Origin of the sequence: Candidatus Protochlamydia phocaeensis (assembly GCF_001545115.1) — a bacterium.
GTDB classification, from domain to species: domain Bacteria; phylum Chlamydiota; class Chlamydiia; order Chlamydiales; family Parachlamydiaceae; genus Protochlamydia_A; species Protochlamydia_A phocaeensis.
In genome coordinates, this window is the sequence record NZ_FCNU01000020.1 from 1 (window position 1) to 19102 (window position 19102).

At 40.6% G+C, this 19102-nt stretch carries 20 protein-coding genes; 10 read left to right on the top strand and 10 right to left on the bottom strand.

Annotation, left to right across the window (positions count from 1 at the left end; all coding sequences use genetic code 11):
- The coding region (locus tag BN3769_RS15030; RefSeq protein WP_255354186.1) for a hypothetical protein at positions 1 to 307 on the top strand (307 nt) is incomplete at its 5' end.
- 11 nt (positions 308 to 318) lie between these two features.
- Positions 319 to 981 carry a porin family protein gene (locus BN3769_RS06655; RefSeq protein WP_068468870.1) on the top strand — a complete coding sequence of 221 codons (663 nt, stop codon included), beginning with the start codon at positions 319 to 321 and terminating at the stop codon, positions 979 to 981.
- Between the two features lie 246 nt (positions 982 to 1227).
- Here BN3769_RS06655 and BN3769_RS06660 read toward each other — a convergent pair whose 3' ends face one another.
- Positions 1228 to 1863, bottom strand: coding sequence for a hypothetical protein (locus tag BN3769_RS06660; RefSeq protein WP_068468872.1), 636 nt, complete (start codon positions 1861 to 1863; stop codon positions 1228 to 1230).
- A gap of 366 nt (positions 1864 to 2229) precedes the next feature.
- Here BN3769_RS06660 and BN3769_RS06665 point away from each other — a divergent pair, with 366 nt between their 5' ends.
- Both BN3769_RS06665 and BN3769_RS06670 read left to right on the top strand, forming a co-directional pair.
- On the top strand, positions 2230 to 2793 hold the full coding sequence (locus BN3769_RS06665) for a sugar O-acetyltransferase (protein WP_068468928.1): 564 nt from the start codon (positions 2230 to 2232) through the stop codon (positions 2791 to 2793).
- Positions 2794 to 2964: 171 nt separating this feature from the next.
- Positions 2965 to 3690, top strand: a complete 726-nt coding sequence (locus BN3769_RS06670; protein ID WP_079989449.1) for a DUF4136 domain-containing protein — start codon at positions 2965 to 2967, stop codon at positions 3688 to 3690.
- 136 nt (positions 3691 to 3826) lie between these two features.
- Here BN3769_RS06670 and BN3769_RS06675 read toward each other — a convergent pair whose 3' ends face one another.
- Positions 3827 to 4828, bottom strand: coding sequence for an aminoglycoside phosphotransferase family protein (locus BN3769_RS06675; RefSeq protein WP_068468877.1), 1002 nt, complete (start codon positions 4826 to 4828; stop codon positions 3827 to 3829).
- Between the two features lie 590 nt (positions 4829 to 5418).
- Here BN3769_RS06675 and BN3769_RS06680 point away from each other — a divergent pair.
- Complete coding sequence (locus tag BN3769_RS06680) at positions 5419 to 6225, top strand: DUF2608 domain-containing protein (protein ID WP_068468879.1); 807 nt, start codon at positions 5419 to 5421, stop codon at positions 6223 to 6225.
- Positions 6226 to 6297: 72 nt separating this feature from the next.
- On the opposite strand, the gene BN3769_RS06685 is transcribed toward BN3769_RS06680, so the two are convergent.
- From BN3769_RS06685 to BN3769_RS06705, 5 genes are all read right to left on the bottom strand, one after another.
- Complete coding sequence (locus BN3769_RS06685; RefSeq protein WP_068468881.1) at positions 6298 to 7905, bottom strand: aminotransferase class I/II-fold pyridoxal phosphate-dependent enzyme; 1608 nt, start codon at positions 7903 to 7905, stop codon at positions 6298 to 6300.
- 110 nt (positions 7906 to 8015) lie between these two features.
- Positions 8016 to 8765, bottom strand: a complete 750-nt coding sequence (locus tag BN3769_RS06690; RefSeq protein ID WP_068468930.1) for an SDR family NAD(P)-dependent oxidoreductase — start codon at positions 8763 to 8765, stop codon at positions 8016 to 8018.
- A 191-nt stretch (positions 8766 to 8956) separates the two neighbouring features.
- Positions 8957 to 9391, bottom strand: coding sequence for a hypothetical protein (locus BN3769_RS06695; protein WP_154017846.1), 435 nt, complete (start codon positions 9389 to 9391; stop codon positions 8957 to 8959).
- 337 nt (positions 9392 to 9728) lie between these two features.
- Positions 9729 to 10013, bottom strand: a complete 285-nt coding sequence (locus tag BN3769_RS06700; RefSeq protein WP_068468885.1) for a hypothetical protein — start codon at positions 10011 to 10013, stop codon at positions 9729 to 9731.
- Positions 10014 to 10149: 136 nt separating this feature from the next.
- A complete protein-coding gene (locus BN3769_RS06705; RefSeq protein ID WP_068468887.1) occupies positions 10150 to 10785 on the bottom strand; it encodes a TetR/AcrR family transcriptional regulator in 636 nt (211 codons plus the stop codon).
- Between the two features lie 108 nt (positions 10786 to 10893).
- Between BN3769_RS06705 and BN3769_RS06710 the strand changes: the two genes are divergently transcribed.
- Positions 10894 to 11265, top strand: coding sequence for a nuclear transport factor 2 family protein (locus BN3769_RS06710; protein ID WP_068468889.1), 372 nt, complete (start codon positions 10894 to 10896; stop codon positions 11263 to 11265).
- A 210-nt stretch (positions 11266 to 11475) separates the two neighbouring features.
- On the opposite strand, the gene BN3769_RS06715 is transcribed toward BN3769_RS06710, so the two are convergent.
- Complete coding sequence (locus BN3769_RS06715) at positions 11476 to 11913, bottom strand: GatB/YqeY domain-containing protein (RefSeq protein WP_068468896.1); 438 nt, start codon at positions 11911 to 11913, stop codon at positions 11476 to 11478.
- A gap of 252 nt (positions 11914 to 12165) precedes the next feature.
- Here BN3769_RS06715 and BN3769_RS06720 point away from each other — a divergent pair, with 252 nt between their 5' ends.
- Complete coding sequence (locus tag BN3769_RS06720) at positions 12166 to 13752, top strand: glycoside hydrolase family 18 protein (protein WP_068468898.1); 1587 nt, start codon at positions 12166 to 12168, stop codon at positions 13750 to 13752.
- 91 nt (positions 13753 to 13843) lie between these two features.
- Here BN3769_RS06720 and BN3769_RS06725 read toward each other — a convergent pair whose 3' ends face one another.
- Together BN3769_RS06725 and BN3769_RS06730 are read right to left on the bottom strand one after the other, a co-directional pair.
- Positions 13844 to 14539 carry a DUF1796 family putative cysteine peptidase gene (locus tag BN3769_RS06725; RefSeq protein WP_195155562.1) on the bottom strand — a complete coding sequence of 232 codons (696 nt, stop codon included), beginning with the start codon at positions 14537 to 14539 and terminating at the stop codon, positions 13844 to 13846.
- 236 nt (positions 14540 to 14775) lie between these two features.
- Complete coding sequence (locus BN3769_RS06730; protein WP_068468902.1) at positions 14776 to 15336, bottom strand: flavin reductase family protein; 561 nt, start codon at positions 15334 to 15336, stop codon at positions 14776 to 14778.
- 136 nt (positions 15337 to 15472) lie between these two features.
- On the opposite strand from BN3769_RS06730, the gene BN3769_RS06735 reads away from it, so the two are divergent.
- From BN3769_RS06735 to BN3769_RS06745, 3 genes are all read left to right on the top strand, one after another.
- On the top strand, positions 15473 to 17017 hold the full coding sequence (locus BN3769_RS06735; protein ID WP_068468904.1) for a serine hydrolase: 1545 nt from the start codon (positions 15473 to 15475) through the stop codon (positions 17015 to 17017).
- A 312-nt stretch (positions 17018 to 17329) separates the two neighbouring features.
- Positions 17330 to 18217, top strand: a complete 888-nt coding sequence (locus tag BN3769_RS06740) for an allantoinase PuuE (protein WP_068468905.1) — start codon at positions 17330 to 17332, stop codon at positions 18215 to 18217.
- Positions 18218 to 18234: 17 nt separating this feature from the next.
- On the top strand, positions 18235 to 19080 hold the full coding sequence (locus BN3769_RS06745) for a GNAT family N-acetyltransferase (protein ID WP_068468906.1): 846 nt from the start codon (positions 18235 to 18237) through the stop codon (positions 19078 to 19080).
- Positions 19081 to 19102: the final 22 nt, after the last annotated feature.

Here is a 19102-nt window from a genome sequence, read left to right on the forward strand (position 1 = left end):
ACCTCCACCTCCGCCGCCAAGTATTTTAGAACCCCCATCAGATCTTCGAGGTAAGCAAAAGAAAAATGACTTTGGATTCGAATATGAACTATATAACCAACTGACATGGACGCCTAGTCCGTCACCTGAAACCAGCGGTTATTTTATTTATCGCAGTGGAAGGAAAATTGCCATGGTAGATGCCTCTACATATAGATATGAAGATCACAACAGAAAAAAGGGCGTTTCCTATATCTATGCCATTACAGCATTTAACTCAGCTGGCAACGAAAGCTCACCGGTCCGTATCGTCATCAGACCTAAATGAAAGGACATAAAATGATAAATAGACTCTTTAAGTTCACAGCATTTTTTTTGTTCTTGCTAGCTATTTCACCAACAGTATCGGCTACCCAAGAATACTGCAGCGTACTTCCGCAAGGCATCACACCAGGCCGTTTTTCTCAGCCATTATTTGAAGTCAAAACGGGTTATTTCTTTTTCTCTAATTCCAAAATGCGCAAGGTCTATGATAGGGGTGGATTGGATACACAGCTATGCGCTTCTTATCCTTTATGGAACCTGACGAGCAGATGGATTCTCAATGCATATGCGGCTGTAGAATATTTTTATCGATCAGGCAAATCAATTAAGGGACATCAAAAAACGTCGTTATGGTCGGTTCCGATCAATATTGGCCTTAAACCAGTCTACAAGATTAATCCTAGCATGCAGTATTATTTCGCTATTGGACCCCGCTATTTCTATATCCACCAGCACAACCACTCCTCCTATGTCTATGAAAATAAATCAAGAAATGGGCTTGGCTTGTTTTTAAACACGGGCTTCAATTACGTCCCATGTGATCACGTTGTGATCGATATTTTCGGGGAATATTCCTATGCTAAAATACATTTTCATACGGGAAAATCGGGCGTCTATACAAGAAACATTCAAATTTCCGGCTTTACATTCGGTGCAGGAATTGGGTACAAATTTTAAAAGGCCTCTCCTCTTTCCAAAGAGCTAAAGCACCCCAAATTCAAGCATCACAACAGTAAATAAGCCGCCTGAATGGCGCATGGGCAGTAGCCGTGGGTGGAGGCGCAGCCGAAACCCACGGGCAATACGTAAACATCATTTTAAGCCACGCGAATGGCGCAGCTTAAGGTGGTTGCAGATGATGTTAAATCCCTTCTTTTCAAGACTCAATCTTAGGGAAATAATACACCTTCTAAAAGACTAAATTCATTGTATTTCCGACAATTTAAAATATATTTTTTGATCATCAGATGAGACAATCATATTAAACTTTTTTCCATAAAAAGGATTAAAGCCAATTTTTGTAGATGCTATAACTATGCATTCGGTAACCATGGAATGGATAATACTATCTAATTCCAAATTGATTAAAGTTGTTGGAGTGAACCATGAAACGATGAGGCCATTATCAACCGATAAATAATTTGAAATATCTGTAAATATGCCATCTTCATTTTGCATGCATAAAAAAGAAGCGGAACATGTGCCGACTTTTTCATTTCGTAAGTTATATATCGGCGCTCTTCCTGCTAAATAGGTAGAGGCTATTGTTGAACTATTAAGGGAAACATTGGAGGTTGGTATTGCGATAAAACTTCTTATAAAATCTGCTATATATAAATAATACGCCAACTTTTTATGCTTTTTGCCTATTTTCCTCCTCGATTTATCAACTAAATCGTATTCTCTTATATCTTGATTGTCCAACCTATTTTCACTATTTTCAGTGTTAGTCTCTACGTAATCAAAAGCTTGTGGGTAATTGGCGCTATATATACACGAGGGTGCCCAGAGCAAAAATAGAAAAAAAACACTTCTATAAGCTTTTTTAAAAATCGACATAATTGTCTCCTTAAATCTTGAATTAGCTTCATTTCTTGTCATATCCGTTTTGGCTATAGATCCAACGATAGCAAACGTGAATGCTTTATTTAAAATAATTTTTAATAGGATTTGTTAAACTTCTTTGATCTCCATCATTTCAAGCCATTTTCAATGGGGAGTGCGGCATCAACCCGTTCATTTTTAATTTATAAATAGCTTGCAGAAAGCTGGTACAAAATGATCTAAAGCAGTAAACAATGGATTGTATTAAGGCTATAAATTCCAATGAGCGTGAGGAAGGGAGGGGCATCCTCGCCTTCAGACTTTGCTTGTTCGAGTTTAGAAGCTGCTTCAAAAGTTAACTTTCGGAAATTCGTTGCCTATATGAAGACAGAATTAGAGAAAATGCTAAATGGCGAGTTGTATAATGCTTATGATCCGCAACTTGTCGGCTTAAGGGCGAAAGCGCGTACGCTGCTGTCTCAGTATAATCTTATTCCTTATGAACAGATGGAGGAAAGGAAGGTTTTTCTAAAGCAATTATTGGGAAGCTTTAAGGATAAGATTGATATTCAAGCGCCTTTTTATTGTGATTATGGCTGCAATATTTTTGCAGGCGAAAATCTATACGCTAACTTTAATTGCGTCATTCTAGATTGCGCAAAGGTCACTCTAGGGGATAATGTTCTTTTAGGCCCTAATGTGCAATTATATGCAGGTTTTCATCCTCTCCTTGCATCGGAAAGATTAAAAGGGCTCGAATTGGCATTGCCTGTCAATATTGGAAATAATGTTTGGATAGGTGGAGGAGCCATTGTTTGTCCCGGAGTGACAATTGGAGATAATACCACCATAGGAGCAGGAAGTGTGGTCGTAAAAGATATACCAGCCAATGTCATAGCTGCAGGAAATCCTTGCAGAGTCATGCGAGAATTGGATAATTCTTAATACACGTGAAAGCCGTTTCAAAGGCATTCCCTCACTTTGAAATAATCTCTTCTAATTGAGCTTAAATAACTTATCATTTAACCTGTATCGTTTTTAAATTCGAGATAGAGCTTTTTATTAAATTCTATTAAGTCGTCGCTTATTTCATCTCTTTATTTTTGGTAAGTTAGAATGAATAAAATATTAATGTGTCTTGTTGTTTTTTTATTATCTTCTTGTTCGAGTGTGAAAGTCTATAAATTAACAAGGTGCGATACGCCTGGACTAAGCGGTGAATTTTATCAAAATGAAATTTTTTTAGCGGAACATTCAGATTGTAAGGATGCTTTTGAAACCAAAAGAATAAAAGATAAAATTGAGCTGTATCTAGCATCGAAAGGATATCATCTTTCTTCAAAAGAGAAGGACGAGTTGCCTCGGTTTCTTATGCTTTTTACATGGAAGACGGAAAAAGAGACAAAACAGACGCTCCTTCCAGTCTATCAGCCCGGGCAGACTGTTTATAGCTCGGGCAGTATTTATGGGGCTGCCGGCTTTAATTCCTATAGCGGAACATCCACATCTTCCGGCTCCATTGCAACAATTCCCTATGCATATGATGTCCATCGAGCGGACTTAAAAGTGTTCGTGATAGATACTGAAAAATATAGAAAAAATCCCGGTTCGCCTTCTAGCGTTGTTTGGAGCGCTACATCTTTCTTGTCCGAAAGTAAAGAGGGGGATATCGATAAAATGATAAACTATCTAATCGTTGCCCTCTTTGATCGCTTTGGCGCTCTCTCTGATGAAGCAGCTGATGAATATGAGTTTAAAGGAAATGAAAAAGAGTTGGAAATCTTAACAGATTTCAATGACAAAACCCATGCGATCCATAAACGAAAGTTGCCTTCTCAATAATCAATTCAAAGGTTGGATTCGATAATTCATAATTGTATAACCGGCAAATCGTTAGACCTAGAGCTTCTTTTCATTCATCGGCTTGGGTGAAAATATAAGTAGGGTAATTCGCCTATGCTGAGCAATTTGATGCGAGCTAAAGCTCCTCTGTTTTGAATGCGATGTCTACGACGCCTCGCGGTTCAAACATGGCTATGAAATGCTTGTACATGATTTCCCTATCATTCCCATCACTTGTCAAAAGTAAGCTTTGGCCATATACAGCAATATCTTCTACGATTCGTTCATGCCGATAATAGGCCAAAATGTCCTTATTGATTTCAGTTTTTCCGTAACCCCTATAAAAAAACTCTACTTCGTGAGGATTATTCCACACATTAGCGACGCCGCCGCCAATAAACATAAGATCGCGTTCTTTCGGTGCCAGGATAGGCTCATCCCAATCCACGATGTGAATAGTGCCATTATCTGCCACGATCACATTACCGCCATGAATATCGGAATGACACAAAACGAATTCAGGTGATTGATTCTGAATTTTTTGGCTAAGGGCTTCCGATCGATCCACCAAGCGTTGAATTGTTAACCGATGCATCTTCATTGACTCCAATAGCTTTAAAGCGATTATGTCACCCTTTGGTTCAGCTTCAATATGAGTATAAAGCGATCGAACCGCCATTCGCCATTTATTGGAATAAGTTTCCCTTCTTACATGATCTAAAACGGATGAGGGGACTTTAAACTCATGAACTTGCCTCAACGTTTTTCCGAGTGTAATCCATTGAATATCCGTTAAATTACGAGCAAATCCATCTTGTCCGTCTATAAACGGATACACAATTAGAGTAAACTCGCGGACATGACTGCTCGATTGGCCGGTACTTGTTTTAATGGGAGGGATAATGTGTGGAATTCCGGCCTCATGTAATTGTGTAAGAATAATAAGGCTGATATCTTGTTGATGCCCGCTTCTGAGTTTTACGAAATAAGAGCTTTGATTATGAGCTTCGGCTTTATATACCGATGCATGTATATCCGCACCTATCGAAAGGAATTTAAGCGAAGCAACTTCAATCCCATAATCCGTCTTTAGGCTATTAATCACGTCTTGATCTAAAGAGAGAGGTTTTTTTACCATAAAAGAGTTCCCAAAGACTTAATTCGCATTTGTAAGCAATTTCATTAAGTTGAGCGTATAAATTTTTTTGTATTTGAAAAAGTTATTTCAGTCGTGGACAGTCTTAGAGGATTTCTTAAGCTGCGCCACGCGCGGCTTATTTGTCTAGCAGGTTTTTTTATCTATGCCATTTAAATTGACGTGTTAAGAAATTTTCCATGACCCTTTTTGATGGGCAGACGATCAAAATTAATCCTTGCCAGCTAACCATATCTTTTAGCTTCATAAATACCCATTATAACTTTAACTATATGCGAGATTAAATTAATTAAATTTTTTCTAAATCCGCTTTTACATTAAACTGAGTTTTGAGTTTTTTTTGCCCTTTAGACTGAGGTGAAAGCGCTTGCCATTGTTCATCTTCGCAGCTTTGACGCAGGTGAAAGAGCAAAAAAAACAAACTCAGATTATTAATATTGAAAATCTAAAATTTAACCCAGGTATACCTTCAATTAGACAAAGCGCTTGATTCGAAGTTATTTTTCTCCTAGCAATTCGAAGAAAGGCTCATGGCCTAATGGATGATACGATCTAATAGTACGGATAAAACGATGAAGAAATTTTATTTGACAGTTTTGCTGGCCCTTTGCATTTTCTCGTGCCAGGCACAAATCACACAAGCGGATGATATGAAAGACGTTTTTCATTATTTGAAAGAGGCAGATTCAAAGACATTGGCTATTTTTGATGTCGATATGGTTCTCGTTCAGCCTAGCGATCCTGCATTCCAAATGGCTAACATGAAGCGTTTCGGCGCAATTTCTAAACAAGTGATGAAAGATATCCCTGCGGATAAGCAAATGCTATTTTTGAGTTTGATGACTATTCGCTCCGCTCCTGTGCTCATCGATGAGCGCATTCCTCAATTCTTACAAGACATTATTCAGAGGGGAGTGCCGGCAATGGCTATGACTGCTAATTTAACCGGTCAATTTGGTCCGATTCCAAATATGGAAAAGTGGCGAATAGAGAGCCTGCGGCAAGTAGGAATTGATTTTGCTAAGGCGGCTCCTTATGCGGCACCCCTTATATTTGATGATTTGGCTTCTTATAGAGGACATTATTCAACCTATCTTAATGGTATCCTATTTGTTAATGGAACGATAATTCCCAAGGGAGAGGCATTCGTATCTTTTCTCGAAAAAATAAAGGATTATCCGGAAAAAGTCATTTTTATTGATGACCGCGAAGATAATCTGAAGAGTGTAGAAATGGCGATTAAACAGCTTAATAGAGGCATTCAATACCAAGGAATTCATTTCATTGGAGCACAAAAATATCCATCCGAAATGATTGCAGAACATACATTTGAATGTAGATGGCGCGAGCTTGCGGCTGAAGCAAAAGAGATGGATTAAGAGAAAACCATCATATTAACCGTTCATAGGAGCGGCTTAAACTTTGATAAAGGTCGGTTTAAGCCGCTTGAGCTATTCTTTAGAACGCTCTAGCTTTTTCCTATCTATGATTTTCCAGGTTCCTTTCACATTGATCGGTTGGGTCCATTGAACAGTTAAACTGTCCTTTGAGTTTTTAAGGACCTCGCTAAAACTTTCGGATTTAACCATAACCGGATTCTCTGAGGCATCTATTTTTTTTATCTTTATTTCTTTGCTTGCGGCATAATCCATGAAGGGAGGGAATATCACTTCAACGGGTTCTCTGGAAGCATCGACTTCCAATAGGCAATCTCCCGGATTTGCAAAATAAAGGGCATCAGAAATGATGCGATGGGAACAATTATCGGCAGAAGTAAATAAAACATCTTGGATAGAATATTGTTTTGCTTCTGCAAGGCGATTGAGAAATTCAACCAAAATTTGACTATAGCCCGATAGATTCAAGCGAACAAATTCATTTGTTTCTCCCATCGTGTCTCCGCTATTGACATAGACATTTAAATCCTCAAGGAGCACATCGGAAGCTCTTTTACTTGGAATGCGGGCATCTTTAATTTTAGCAAAAAGGGTAGGGCTTCCCGGAATGCTTAGAATCTCTGAGCCTGGATATTTTTTGAGTAATTCTTTTTCCACAAGCGCGTGACGGCTAACTAAACTTTTATGGCTATCTTGCCTAAGGGCTTTTCCTGTATCGGGAAGGTCTAAAAAAGCTTGGATAAGATCTAAAAATTCAGCAAGTCCGCTTGCTCCGCCTGCTACAGTAGAGGCGGATATAAATCCGAAAAACTTACTAAAGATAGAAGCGGCATAGGGATCTTCCATGGGATACCAAATGTATCCGCAACGCGTGCCTGTTTTTCCAAATTGTTTTGAAGCAGAGTTAAAGCTAAAAACATGCTTGCCGTCCAGGCGTGCCTGTCTGATCCATTCAATATTTTTTTCTAGATATCCGGTCCCTTCATTTCCAAAAGAAGAAGACGCAAATACAAAATCAGCCAAAATAATCTTCGCATCTGTTAAGGGCTGGCGAAATTTGCCGTCCGGATTATTCGGCGACGTCACAAACTCTACCAAAATTTCATCCGGTTCAACGCGAATATCAGAAGGGGTATGGAAGGCAAGAAAGCGGGCGTTTGGATAATTGAATATCCCTGTCACAGCATTCGGGTGACCGGAATAAAAAGGGGATTGCTCCACAAATACAAATTTCTTATTGGGCTCCGACATGGCAATCGCATAGACAAGCGCAACAATCAAATGCTTTGATCCGGCTGCGGTATAAAAGACAGGCTTTTGTTTATGGGGGTCTATATAAAGCTCTAAGTCATTCACCCGTTTATGGAATTGAGAAAGGACAGCGCTCGCATGATCGAAAATGACCTGGTTGGAAAACTGCAGCGGAAGAATGGTCGTTGGCGTGGACTGATCGAGATAAAGGGCGTCTTCAAAAAAAGTTCTGGACGGTGGATGCAGCAAGCCATAGGCTTGATAAAGTTCGGTAAACAATTGAGTGGTGTTTGGCTGAAGAAAGATGACGTCTTTCTTATTCTGTTCGGCTTTTTTCTCCGCTTCCGTTGAATAAAGGAACGGTCCCAATAACAAACTCAATAAAAATAAAACAATCGGCGATCTTTGCATACTTGTTCTCTCAAGTTCTCTCAAACAATTTAGGCATTTCCACATTAAAAGTTAACATAAGATCGCCTCAAGAATTTCCAAGTTTAAGGAGATACACGACTAATCTCCTATTAAGCTAAAAAACCCCCGTCAACAGTAAGCGTGCTTCCTGTCATATACGACGCTTCCGGGCTGGCAAGAAAGGCAACGGCTGATGCGATTTCTTCTGGTTTGCCATAACGTCCCAAAGCTACGCCTTTTTTTATCATTTCGGCAAATTCTGTATTGTCTGGATTCATATCTGTGTCGATAGGGCCTGGCTGCACAAGATTCACCGTGATGTTTTTAGGGCCAAGATCTCTTGCCCAACCGTGTGTATAGCCAATAAGGGCGGCTTTTGTGGCCGCATAATCCGCTCCTCCAGGAGCAGTTATGCGCTCACCGTTAACCGAACCTATAAGGATAATGCGCCCCCCATCTTTGATGAATGGAATAGCTGCACGTGTTATGGCGAAGACCCCTCCCACATTGATTGCTAGTTGCCGGGAGAGTCTTTCAATATCCAGATTAGGGGCATCAATAGCGCCTCCTGCATGGATGCCCGCATTATTGACAAGAATATCAATTCTTCCAAAATGCTCGCCCACTTTTTGAACAAGGGTAGCGGCCTGTAAAGGATCGGCTAAATCGGCTTGTAAGGCGAGAGCTTGGATTCCCTCCTTTTCAAGTTCCTTTGCTAAGGAAAAGGCTTTTTCTTGGGATTCTGTAAAGTTGATTGCGACATGGCAGCCTTCCTTGGCAAAACGCCTGGCAATAGCTGCTCCTATTCCCCGAGAGCCTCCTGTAACAAGAGCGATTTTATTTTGAAGTCTTCTTTGCATCATCTACCTTCTTTTTTATTGCGACGTAAACTTGCTGAAAACTGGATGCTACCATAGCCGAGTAGATTTACCTAATAAAATTTGAATGCCTCACCCGCGATTGAAATGATTTTCCGCCTTTCGATAGGCTGATACGGAAGCACTCCAGTCTTGAGGCTGAATAGGTGCTAAAAAGCTTTCCTTGCAATCGATCATCGATAGATATAAGTCTCTGAATAGCCAGGATATCCGGTTGGATAATTCAGAGAAGAGGGGGGATTTACAAAAGTCGTATTGGGATTGTACATGCCAGGATTGTAGTAATAGGATCCATAATAAGGATTCACATACTGATAGTAAGGGTTTACATAATAAGAATTGGCATAGGGATTAGAATAGACTGGATAAGCAGAATAATAAGAGTAAGAAGGATAAGTGGAGTAATAGGATCCATAATAAGAGCCAATCGGATAGCCGTAACTGCTGTCGTAAGAGACAGAGGTATTAGGATATTCATAAAGAGTGGTGAGTGCAAGCTCTTGATTTCCTTTTCTTTCGTATGCTTGCTTGCCAATGGATTCGCTTTGATAATCACGACTATATCCTGCCCATCCATCCGCATTGGCGGCCAAAGGAAAAGAACTCATCAATAGTAACCCAGACAAAAATGAAAATTTGATGCGGCACATATAACCTCCCTAAAGTTGTTAGCTTAATTGAGTGTACTCTATGGCTTATTCTTAATTTAAAAAGGATTTGCCGTCAAAATTAATAACCTGAGTTTGGGAACGAGCTAGTTGACTAAAGAAGTTAGAAGACGCGTGGTGTTATATGTTTCAAAAGCTGACCGATCCGGCATGATGCAAGAGAAGGGGCTAACTCTATTATCTTATGCTTTCTAATAAGGGGATGTCGTCCATTAAGCAATGAGCCCTACTCGAAAATAACTTCGAATCCGGGCCATTGGCTGATTGGCGATAAGCCCTACTTTGTAGGGTTAAGAATCGTGACTGCTAGGGATAAGTGAGAAAAAAACGCGACAAGATTAACATCTTTTTCCTCTTGTTTCTTCCTCTCCAACTTTTGTTGTAAGCGTTCTTTTACCGCTTCTAATCTCGCATTCGTTGTTCTCTCTCCTGGAAAAACTTTCTTATGAAGCTTTGATTCTTCTTGGCTATGAGAGAAGCGCCCAGCCCTTTCTTTGCGTTTTCCTACGTTGCTTGTAAAAAAAGTGCGAGAATAAGGGCTTCCTGTTCCCTGTACATTCATATTTAGCTCTCCTTTTTAAGCTTTTTTTTAGGCCGAAGCTAGTCAAAAAATATTAAAACCTCAATATGAAAATTTCAAATAATGAAGTTTGTTAATTGTTATTAATTATTAACAGCTTAAATAAAAATATTTTAATTTATTTCCGTTCTATATCCAGCAAAGAGTGGATTAAAAGCTGGGCTAACCACTCTTCATATTCATCGGATGACCATTTTCTTTCCACGACAAGCATGCGGTACATGTCGCGACCTGTTAGCGTCCATAGAATATCCCGCGCTTTTTGGAGGGGCAATCCTTTAGCCAGAAATTTTGCTTTCATCATCTTGTTGATGTATTCTCCTTGCCTGTTATAGCGCCGTTGTTCTCTTTCCTGTTCGAGTTCTTTAAATTCCGGCGCCACGACGGAAGCGCCGCGCAAAATATCCATCAACTCTTTTTCCGCATCATAGATTTGACGCGACAATTTTGCCGTTAGGCTCAGACAATTTTTGGGAGACTCTTCTTGCATAGAATTGTCTATGAGTGCCGCAAATTGTTCGGGAGGAAAAGCTTCGTCGATCAAGGACTGCAAGATCCCTCGTTTGGATTTAAATATGGCATAAATAGTCGGCATGGACACTTCAGCCGCTTGAGCAAGCTTGTTTATTGTGACACGGTCGAATCCCTCAGTCTGAAAGAGTCTTTTGGCAGCTTTCAGAATGTGGCATCTCGTCTGTGCTGCCTGCGCATCCCTGTTTTCGGAATAATAAGATCTTTTTTTCTCTTCTTTCATTTTGGATATAGTTTGCTATAATCAATATTGTTCGCTATATTGTATTTACTGTTGAATAGACAATACTATATTCAATAGCAGCTGTCAAAAATTAACGAGGAGGGGAGTGTGGAAGCAAATCATGAAGCGCAAGCTGAAGACTATTACAAGTTAATTGGAGAAAAGAATGCAGAATTCCAAAAGTATTTGCATCCTGATGTGGAATTCTACGGCCCTTTGGCAACTTTAAAGGGGAAAGGCTCGGTCATTGAAGCGACTAGCCGTTTTATGCAGACTTTTAAATCTCTTGCCATACGAGCTAAATTTGGCGCCGGAGACCAAGCCATGATCGTCTATGAGGTAGATGTTCCCGGGATAGCCAAAGATTTTCCCGGTGCTTCACTGTTAAGTTTTCGGGAGGGATTGATTGCTAGGATTCAGCTATTCTATGATGGTAGCCGTTTCGTAGAAAAGAAAGAAGAGATTTTCTCAAAAAATTAGTCGAGGAGGGGAATACAGAACCCTGGCTTGATAGGGGCCTGTATTCCTTTATTCCAAATACTTGCTTTCGCTCAGAGGAAGAAAAGATGCAGCAAGGACCTTCTTCTTCACTAGATTCAATCGGGTAAGAGACAATTAGCCGCATTAAAAATTAGGGACAAGGATTGGCTTCTCTAATTTAACGCAGTCATTCGGCAGCAAGCATTTGAGTTAATCAGCCAGCAATTGATCAGCCAGTTCTTTAGCTAACTTTCCATCAACGGTGTTATTAAGCTTCATAATGCTTTTCATGACTAGTCCGACATCTTTTTTAGTCTTCGCTCCTGATTCGACAATGGCTTGCTCAACAAGCTTTTTGGTTTCTTCTGGCGAAGGTGTCTTGGGCAAAAACTCTTGAACAATTTCTAATTCTTTTTTTAACCGTTCGGCGCTTTCAGGGCGATTTACGGCTTTTGCCTGATCCAGGGCTTCCTGCAGGTTGCCCGAATAAGTTTTAAAAAGCTTGATCACTTCTCCGTCGGGCAGATTGCCTCGTGCATCGACAGCCAAAATTTTAGATTTAAGCATGCGCAAAGTATCGAGTCTAATTTGGTCTCTACTTTTCATGGCTTCTTTGATGCCTTCATTGATTTTTTCAACAATCGCCATAACACCTCTTCAGTTCAATTCATATTTGCTTAATAGAATCCCCATACTTTAAATCTCTCTGTAATTTTTCCCAATCAAAAGTTCGATAGGCATCCACTTGCCCAGTTCTAAAGGATAGAGAAAGAAAAAAGATTTAAAGGAGTGGCGAAGTTAGATGTTTTAGATTGAGAAGTCTTTTAGAGTTTATTTGTTAAATAAATTTTTGAATTGTATAATTATTAAATGGACACGTTTATTTAAAAGAGGTGGGTTATGTCTTCTATTTCTCCTCTTTCAGGCAGAAGCCCTGAAGCTGATCAAATTTATCAGCAATATTTGGCTTATTATGCCGATATCAATACGAAAATTCATACCATTGATCAAATGCCGCAAACAGCCGATACTCAAGAGGCTAGAAGTAAGCTTCTCGATCTGCAGCAGCAATTATATCCCCTTTATACAAAAGAGTATAACAGTTCAAGCGCAAGCCTTGCCTCGTTTATTGGCGATGCGGCATCGATTGAATCTCAAGTGCTTGAAATTTACAATTCAGTCACGAGTCAAACGACGTCACCGCCGGTCACTTCGCCGCCCACAGATTCCTCGTCTTCTCCCATTTCCGTTTATACAGCTACTCAAAGGAGTCCCGATGCGGATCAAATTTATCAGCAATATTTAAGCTATTATAACGATATCAATACAAAAATCCGGGATATCGATGCCCTTCCTTATGAACAGCGCACCTTGGCAAGCGTACAGCAAGATCGTGCCCAACTGCAGGCCCTTCAGCAGCAGTTAGCTCCTATTTATAAGAATCAATACAATAGTTCAAGCGCGACTTTGGCGAGCTTCGTGAGCGCCGTCGCCTCTATTGAAGAGCAAGTCACGCAGGTCTATAATGCAGCTATGAATGCCACTGTCCCGACTTCGCCTCCTGTGACTCCGCCTGACACGCCTCCGGTTACTCCTGTGACTCCGGTTACACCAGTTGATGTCGCGCCCGCGCCTTCTGCAATGAGCATTCAAAATGGAGTTTGGTACTTAGATTGGACAAGTTACAATTATCCCATTCCGCAAGGCGTGAATGCCGTCGATGTTTTTGTCGGTAACATGAGCCTTGATTCAAGCGGCAAGCCCGTGATTGGAGGCTTCGGTACTTTGTCTCAAAATCCGGCGACTTTTGCAGCTTTTATACAGGGATGCAAAGCCCAAGGGATAACGGTAAATATTTCGATCGGAGGAAGCGGGGGCTCTTATGACAATACATGGGATGTTCTGACAAGTAATAATGTCCAAAGCTTTGCCCAAGCTCTTGCCAATTTTTGCACGTCTAATGGAATAAGCGGGGTAGACTTCGATTGCGAAAAGTTTACTTCGGCAACAGACCATCCTGACCAGCAAGCCCTTGTTGGGACTTTGATTAAAGAATTTAAAATGATCAACCCCAATTTCCAAACCAGCCTCGATACGAATGCCGGTTTTGGGCCTAATTTTCCCTGGCAAGGCATTGTTCAAAATATTATGAATGCGGCCATTTATTCCAATCCAACGACAAATCAGCCGACAAGCGGCGTCGATCGCGTCAATATTATGGCCTATTTTAACTCTCTTTCAGATGAACAGGGATGGGTTACAGGGTGGGCTGACTGGCTTAAGAGCAACTACAATTTAGATCCTGCTCAAATCACTGTAGGAATGGATCCTGCATCCGGCGCTTACGACACAACCGCTTTTGCCGCTTGGGCTGCACAAAAAGGCTATAGCACTTTTTTATGGAACTATGATCCCAACCAGCAGGCCGCTTCAGATGCCATTGCTAAAAATGTATTGGCAGCTTATCAATCTGAGGCTGTAACTTAGAAACCTGTCTCTTAGAGGCGTTCTTAAAATTGCTAATGGCTTAGAATGGAGGTTTTAAGAACCCCTCTCAAAATCTGTTATAAAAGCTATTTTATGGGGTGTATAAGACTGCCTGATTGTTCAGCCAATCTTGAATGTGGGAAAAAATCTTTGCCCATTCGCTAGCTTCCCACCAGTCTGCAAAGCCACTCTTTTGACTTGCATAAAAATTCAATACATTCGGAATATGCCAATCTCCAATCAGGTCTTTTCTTTCATGCACCACAACTAAAAAAATATCAGGATGAGGATATTTTTCTTTTAGCATACGCATAAAGGCTCTTGCCTCATCAGGGGTAGAATGAGAGCGAATAAAAATAATTCTTTCTTTGGAGGATAGAAGGTTCATTAAGCGTTGAATACGCCTGCCTTGAGTGGCTTGCACATTTGGAAGATAATCTAAATAATTAGGCACAATAGTGCCCTTAACGACGATATCTTCTTTTGGAACGTATCCAACTACAGGGAAAAAGTGATTATAAAGAAATTGATAATACGTATTCTCAATATACGTCGTCTTGTATTCTAAAAAGGCTGGATCAAGAAAATAGTTAAAATCATCTTTGAATACTTCTATGACTCCCTCAAAATGATGAGACACTATCCAATCTAACGGGTAAGCAGCTGATCGAAGATTATAAAGTGCCAATTGGCAGGACACTTGGCAGTCCCGTCCCAAACTAATATAATGTGTGTCGCCTTGTAGGGGCAGATAACGGAATAAAAAACAAAGGGTTAAACATATCATATTAAAAGCATTCATCTTTTTGCTTTGGTGAAAATTTTAAAAAAAAGTGTATATAAATCTTATATTTTTTTAATATAAACTTTTTTGTTTGTTGTTATATGCCATTCTAAATCAATCGTTTGAAATAACCAAATAAGGCAGAATTAAAGCAATGTCTTATGTTCCTATTTTAATCCTATCAGTAGGACAAATAGGATAGAAGCGCGTGTCTCTAGCTTTCAGAGAAGAGGCAGAATTTATAGATTCTCGGGCTTGAATAATTTCCGATATTTTTTGATTGTCGGTCCAGAAATCATAAACAACCCTTCGCCTCGATAATGAATGGTCTTGGGAAACGTGGGAGAGATCGCTACGTGAGCCTTTACAACTTCTAGGATAAAGAGGCTATATTTTTTAATTAAGCTTGAATCGATCAGCTTGCATTCAAAATTGGCATAGCATTCTTTGATCAAGGGGGCATGGACAATTTTGCCTGGAGAAGGGGTCAGGTTAAATTCTTCGAATTTATTTACATCGCGGCCTGAGCAATTGCCAATCCCTACCACACTGGATGCGATTTCAATTGTCGGAATATTGATAACGCATTCTTTGCTTTTCCGAATCATATTGAAGCTATGATTGGCTGTCCAAATATAACATCCAATTAAGGAGGGATCGGTTTCCATAATCATATGCCATCCCATCGTCATAATATTGGCTTTGCCTTCCCAGGCCGAGCTGACTAAGACAATTGGGCCAGGCTCGAGAAAGCGGCGGACATTCCAGACGGGAAAATCTTTTTTAGTGTAGCTTTTCATGCACGAATGTTCCTTTTTGATTGATGATCACAACCCTAAAGAATGGGGAGTTGCTTTTAAAATAAAATTTAATTTTATACTAATTGTTTTTTTTATCTACTTGTTTCGGATTTATCAATGGATATGGAGAATGACTATGTCTATTCTTTCGCGCTATTTTGCTTATTGTTTAGGCATAATCTTTTATGGTGTCTCCTTTTGCACTTGGGCTTATAGTCAAGACGCTTCTCAACAGCCATCTGTTGAAATCTCAAAAATTATTCCTCCTCTTGAAGAGTATGTTCGGCAGTTAATGGCAGATTGGCAAATTCCAGGAGCTTCCATTGGCATTATTCAGGGCGATCAACTCATTTATGTAAAAGGATTTGGGACAAAAGAAGTGGATACGTCCCAGCCAATTGATAGCGAAACACTCTTTCCGCTTGCGTCAACCACCAAAGCCTTTGGAGCGGCTGTCCTTGCTGCTTTTGTGGATCAAGGATTGCTTAAATGGGATGAAAAAGTCGTCAATTATGATCGCTCTTTTATGCTTTATGATCCTTGGGTTACCCGGCAGTTTCAAATCGTAGATTTATTTGCTCAGCATAGCGGCCTGCCAGCTAGCTGCTTGACCAATTTAATTGTCATGAGCTACAAGGCTTCTTATGTTTTAGATGTTTTACGCTATATCAAGCCTGAAACAAGCTTTAGAAGTCAATTTGCTTATCAAAATGCGCTGCAATTGGAACTTGAAAGCCTTTCTAAAATATTAACAGGAAAAAGCTGGGACATAGCGCTCAAAAAGACTATTCTTGATCCGCTTGGAATGCAGCGCACTTTTGCCAAAGTAGCCGATTTTAATCGCTCGGAAAACCATACTTCTTGCCATGTGCGATCAAAAGGCAAAGTGAAAGCCATTCCTCTTGTTCGTTATCTGGATGGAGCAGGTCCTTCCGGGGGCATGACCTCATGCGTACAAGATATGGCAAAGTGGCTGTCCATGCAATTAGCCAATGGAAAATTTCGCGAAAAGCAGATTATTTCCGAGAAAAATTTACAAATGACAAGAACTCCACAGACAATCATCAAAGCGGCACAGTTTTATGCATTGGGCTGGGTTATTGATCCACAAGAACCTTACACCATTATATGGCATAATGGAGAAATAGAATGCGCCAAGGCTTTTGTCGGATTTTCCCCTGAAGCTAATGTAGGAATCGTCATTTTATGTAATCTTGGCGAGAATACCATGCCGGAGGCTGCCGGATTCCGCTTTTTTGATTTAGCCTTTAAGCGGTCTGAAAAAGATTACAATACGCAATATCAAAAGAGCGCGAGGGATAAGGCGCAAGCAAAGAAAAAAGAAGAGGAACCGCCATCTTTTTCTAACGCTTTACCCCTGGAGAGCTATGCGGGAAAATATCACAGCGATGTCTTTGGAATGGCTGTATTGACTGTTAAAGACGACAAACTTCATTTAAAAATACAGACCGATCAAGCGATCGAGCATGATGATTTAGAAGCAACTCTCATGCATTGGAATCGAGATACCTTTGTGGCGGAATGGGAAGGCTTTTTACGCTCGATTGATTTTGATGAGGGAAACAAGGTAATTTTTAGCGGTGGCCCGCAAGGCAAGATAAAAGCATTCCACTATTATTTACCCAATCAAACGTCTTTTATTTTTGAACGCCAAGACTGATTCAAGCACGTGAGAGAAAGGCCAACAAAGAAGAAGTCCTTTGCTGGCCTTACCTTTAAGGAAGCTGAGTCATGAGTTGGCGAGCCATTGCAAAGCTGCCTGCTTAGTAGTGCCTTGCGATTGGACAACGTAATCCGCTGTTCCTTGCAAAATATCTTCGTAGCTTTTTACCGAAGAAAGATTTTTTGAGAAGAGAAAATAGCAACGGTAAAAAGGAAGGGTGATGTTTGAAATAATTTAAATATTTAGTTACAAAGAGAAAGCAACTTGAAGAGGCAGAATAATTAGAATGGCAAAAATGACGGATCTAAAATGCGGGATTTGATTGGATATGGCAACCGCTTGCCAAAAGCCGTTTGGCCGCAGAATGCCCGCTTGGCGGTTAGCTTTGTCTTAAATTATGAAGAGGGATCGGAAAGAAACGTCCTAGATGGCGACGCGCAATCGGAAAGTTATTTAACAGATTGGCCAGGATTAGCCCCTTTGAAGGATGAGCGTCATTTATCTGCCGAATCGTTATTTGAATATGGAAGCCGAGCGGGAATTTGGCGGCTTCTGTCTTTGTTTGAAAGGTATCGCCTTCCTCTTACACTTTTTACAACTGGATTAGCGTTAGAGCGGAATCCCACGTTAGCTGCCAAGCTAAGGGAAAGTCCGCACGAGGTTGCAGGTCATGGCTATCGTTGGATCAATTATAACGAAGTCGATGAAGCGCTAGAGCGGGAGCACATTAAAAAGACGCTTGGGATTATTCAATCCCTTACCCAAAAAGATGTCGCAGGCTGGTATATGGGAAGGCGGAGCAAGCATACGCGTAAGTTGATTATAGAGGCAGGCCTTCGATATGACTCGGAAAGCTATGCCGATGATTTGCCTTATTGGGAATCCCTTGAAGGAAAAAAACATCTCGTTATTCCCTATGCTTTGGATACTAATGATGCCCGTTATGCGACTTCTCCAGGCTGGAATACAGGCGAAGACTTTTTTAGCTATTTAAAGGACGCATTTGATTATTTATATCAAGAGGGATTGGCATTTCCTAAAATGATGACAATTGGCCTCCATGCTCGTTTGTCGGGCAGGCCTGGGCGATGTGCCGCATTGGCTCGTTTTATCGATTATATTCTCTCTTTTGATCGCATCTGGATTTGCCGGCGAGAAGACATCGCCAATCATTGGTATCGGCACTACTCAATCTAAACAGTTAAGGTAGAGAAATGAATCAGCAATTTGTAATTAGGCGAATGAAAGAAAATGAAGTGCAGATCGCTTTGGACTGGGCCCAGAAAGAAGGGTGGAATCCGGGCTTGAATGATAGCCAATGTTTTTATCAAGCCGACCCTAGCGGATTCTTTATCGGTTTGTTAAATGGGGAGCCTATTGCCACCGGAGCAGCTGTCATATATGATGACCGCTTTGCTTTCTGCGGTTTGTATATTGTTAAACCGGAGTTCCGCCAGCAAGGATTTGGCATTCAGCTCACCAATGAGCGCTTAAAGTATGTGGGCAATCGCATCACGGGGATTGACGGAGTCTTAAATAATGTATCCAAGTATCAAAGAATTGGTTATGTCCCAGCACACAAGAATACGCGTTATGAATTGTCTTCTCCGCTTGCAGCGCCCTTTTCTCCACAGATAATAGATATAAAAGCAATCCCCTTTAAACAGCTAGAGGCCTTTGACCGGCAATATTTTCCAGCGCAGCGTCCCCATTTTCTACACAGCTGGATCAATCAATCCCATAGCTATGCTTTGGGATATCTAGAAGATCAAGCTTTGCAAGGCTATGGAGTCATCCGTAAATGTGCCAGCGGCTATAAAATAGGCCCTTTATTTTCGTCCTCTTCAACGGCTGCTCAGGTTTTATTTGAAGCTCTCTGCTCGAAAGTCAAAGAAGGACCCATTTACCTGGATGTTCCAGAGCCTAATCAAAATGCCCACTTATTGGCTAAGCACTATCAAATGAATCCCACTTTTGAAGTCATTCGCATGTATAGAAATGGTAATCCTAGCCTAGATCTGCAAGGCATCTATGGCATGACGACATATGAGCTTGGATAAGCAAGTATCTTGGAGCGCATAA

Excerpts from the sequence above, each read along its gene's own strand:
- BN3769_RS06655 (WP_068468870.1), top strand. The coding sequence starts at position 319 with ATGATAAATAGACTCTTTAAGTTCACAGCATTTTTTTTGTTCTTGCTA.
- BN3769_RS06660 (WP_068468872.1), bottom strand. The coding sequence starts at position 1,863 with ATGTCGATTTTTAAAAAAGCTTATAGAAGTGTTTTTTTTCTATTTTTG.
- BN3769_RS06665 (WP_068468928.1), top strand. The coding sequence starts at position 2,230 with ATGAAGACAGAATTAGAGAAAATGCTAAATGGCGAGTTGTATAATGCT.
- BN3769_RS06670 (WP_079989449.1), top strand. The coding sequence starts at position 2,965 with ATGAATAAAATATTAATGTGTCTTGTTGTTTTTTTATTATCTTCTTGT.
- BN3769_RS06675 (WP_068468877.1), bottom strand. The coding sequence starts at position 4,828 with ATGGTAAAAAAACCTCTCTCTTTAGATCAAGACGTGATTAATAGCCTA.
- BN3769_RS06680 (WP_068468879.1), top strand. The coding sequence starts at position 5,419 with ATGAAGAAATTTTATTTGACAGTTTTGCTGGCCCTTTGCATTTTCTCG.
- BN3769_RS06685 (WP_068468881.1), bottom strand. The coding sequence starts at position 7,905 with ATGCAAAGATCGCCGATTGTTTTATTTTTATTGAGTTTGTTATTGGGA.
- BN3769_RS06690 (WP_068468930.1), bottom strand. The coding sequence starts at position 8,765 with ATGCAAAGAAGACTTCAAAATAAAATCGCTCTTGTTACAGGAGGCTCT.
- BN3769_RS06695 (WP_154017846.1), bottom strand. The coding sequence starts at position 9,391 with ATGAGTTCTTTTCCTTTGGCCGCCAATGCGGATGGATGGGCAGGATAT.
- BN3769_RS06700 (WP_068468885.1), bottom strand. The coding sequence starts at position 10,013 with ATGAATGTACAGGGAACAGGAAGCCCTTATTCTCGCACTTTTTTTACA.
- BN3769_RS06705 (WP_068468887.1), bottom strand. The coding sequence starts at position 10,785 with ATGAAAGAAGAGAAAAAAAGATCTTATTATTCCGAAAACAGGGATGCG.
- BN3769_RS06715 (WP_068468896.1), bottom strand. The coding sequence starts at position 11,913 with ATGGCGATTGTTGAAAAAATCAATGAAGGCATCAAAGAAGCCATGAAA.
- BN3769_RS06720 (WP_068468898.1), top strand. The coding sequence starts at position 12,166 with ATGTCTTCTATTTCTCCTCTTTCAGGCAGAAGCCCTGAAGCTGATCAA.
- BN3769_RS06725 (WP_195155562.1), bottom strand. The coding sequence starts at position 14,539 with ATGATATGTTTAACCCTTTGTTTTTTATTCCGTTATCTGCCCCTACAA.
- BN3769_RS06730 (WP_068468902.1), bottom strand. The coding sequence starts at position 15,336 with ATGAAAAGCTACACTAAAAAAGATTTTCCCGTCTGGAATGTCCGCCGC.
- BN3769_RS06735 (WP_068468904.1), top strand. The coding sequence starts at position 15,473 with ATGTCTATTCTTTCGCGCTATTTTGCTTATTGTTTAGGCATAATCTTT.
- BN3769_RS06740 (WP_068468905.1), top strand. The coding sequence starts at position 17,330 with ATGCGGGATTTGATTGGATATGGCAACCGCTTGCCAAAAGCCGTTTGG.
- BN3769_RS06745 (WP_068468906.1), top strand. The coding sequence starts at position 18,235 with ATGAATCAGCAATTTGTAATTAGGCGAATGAAAGAAAATGAAGTGCAG.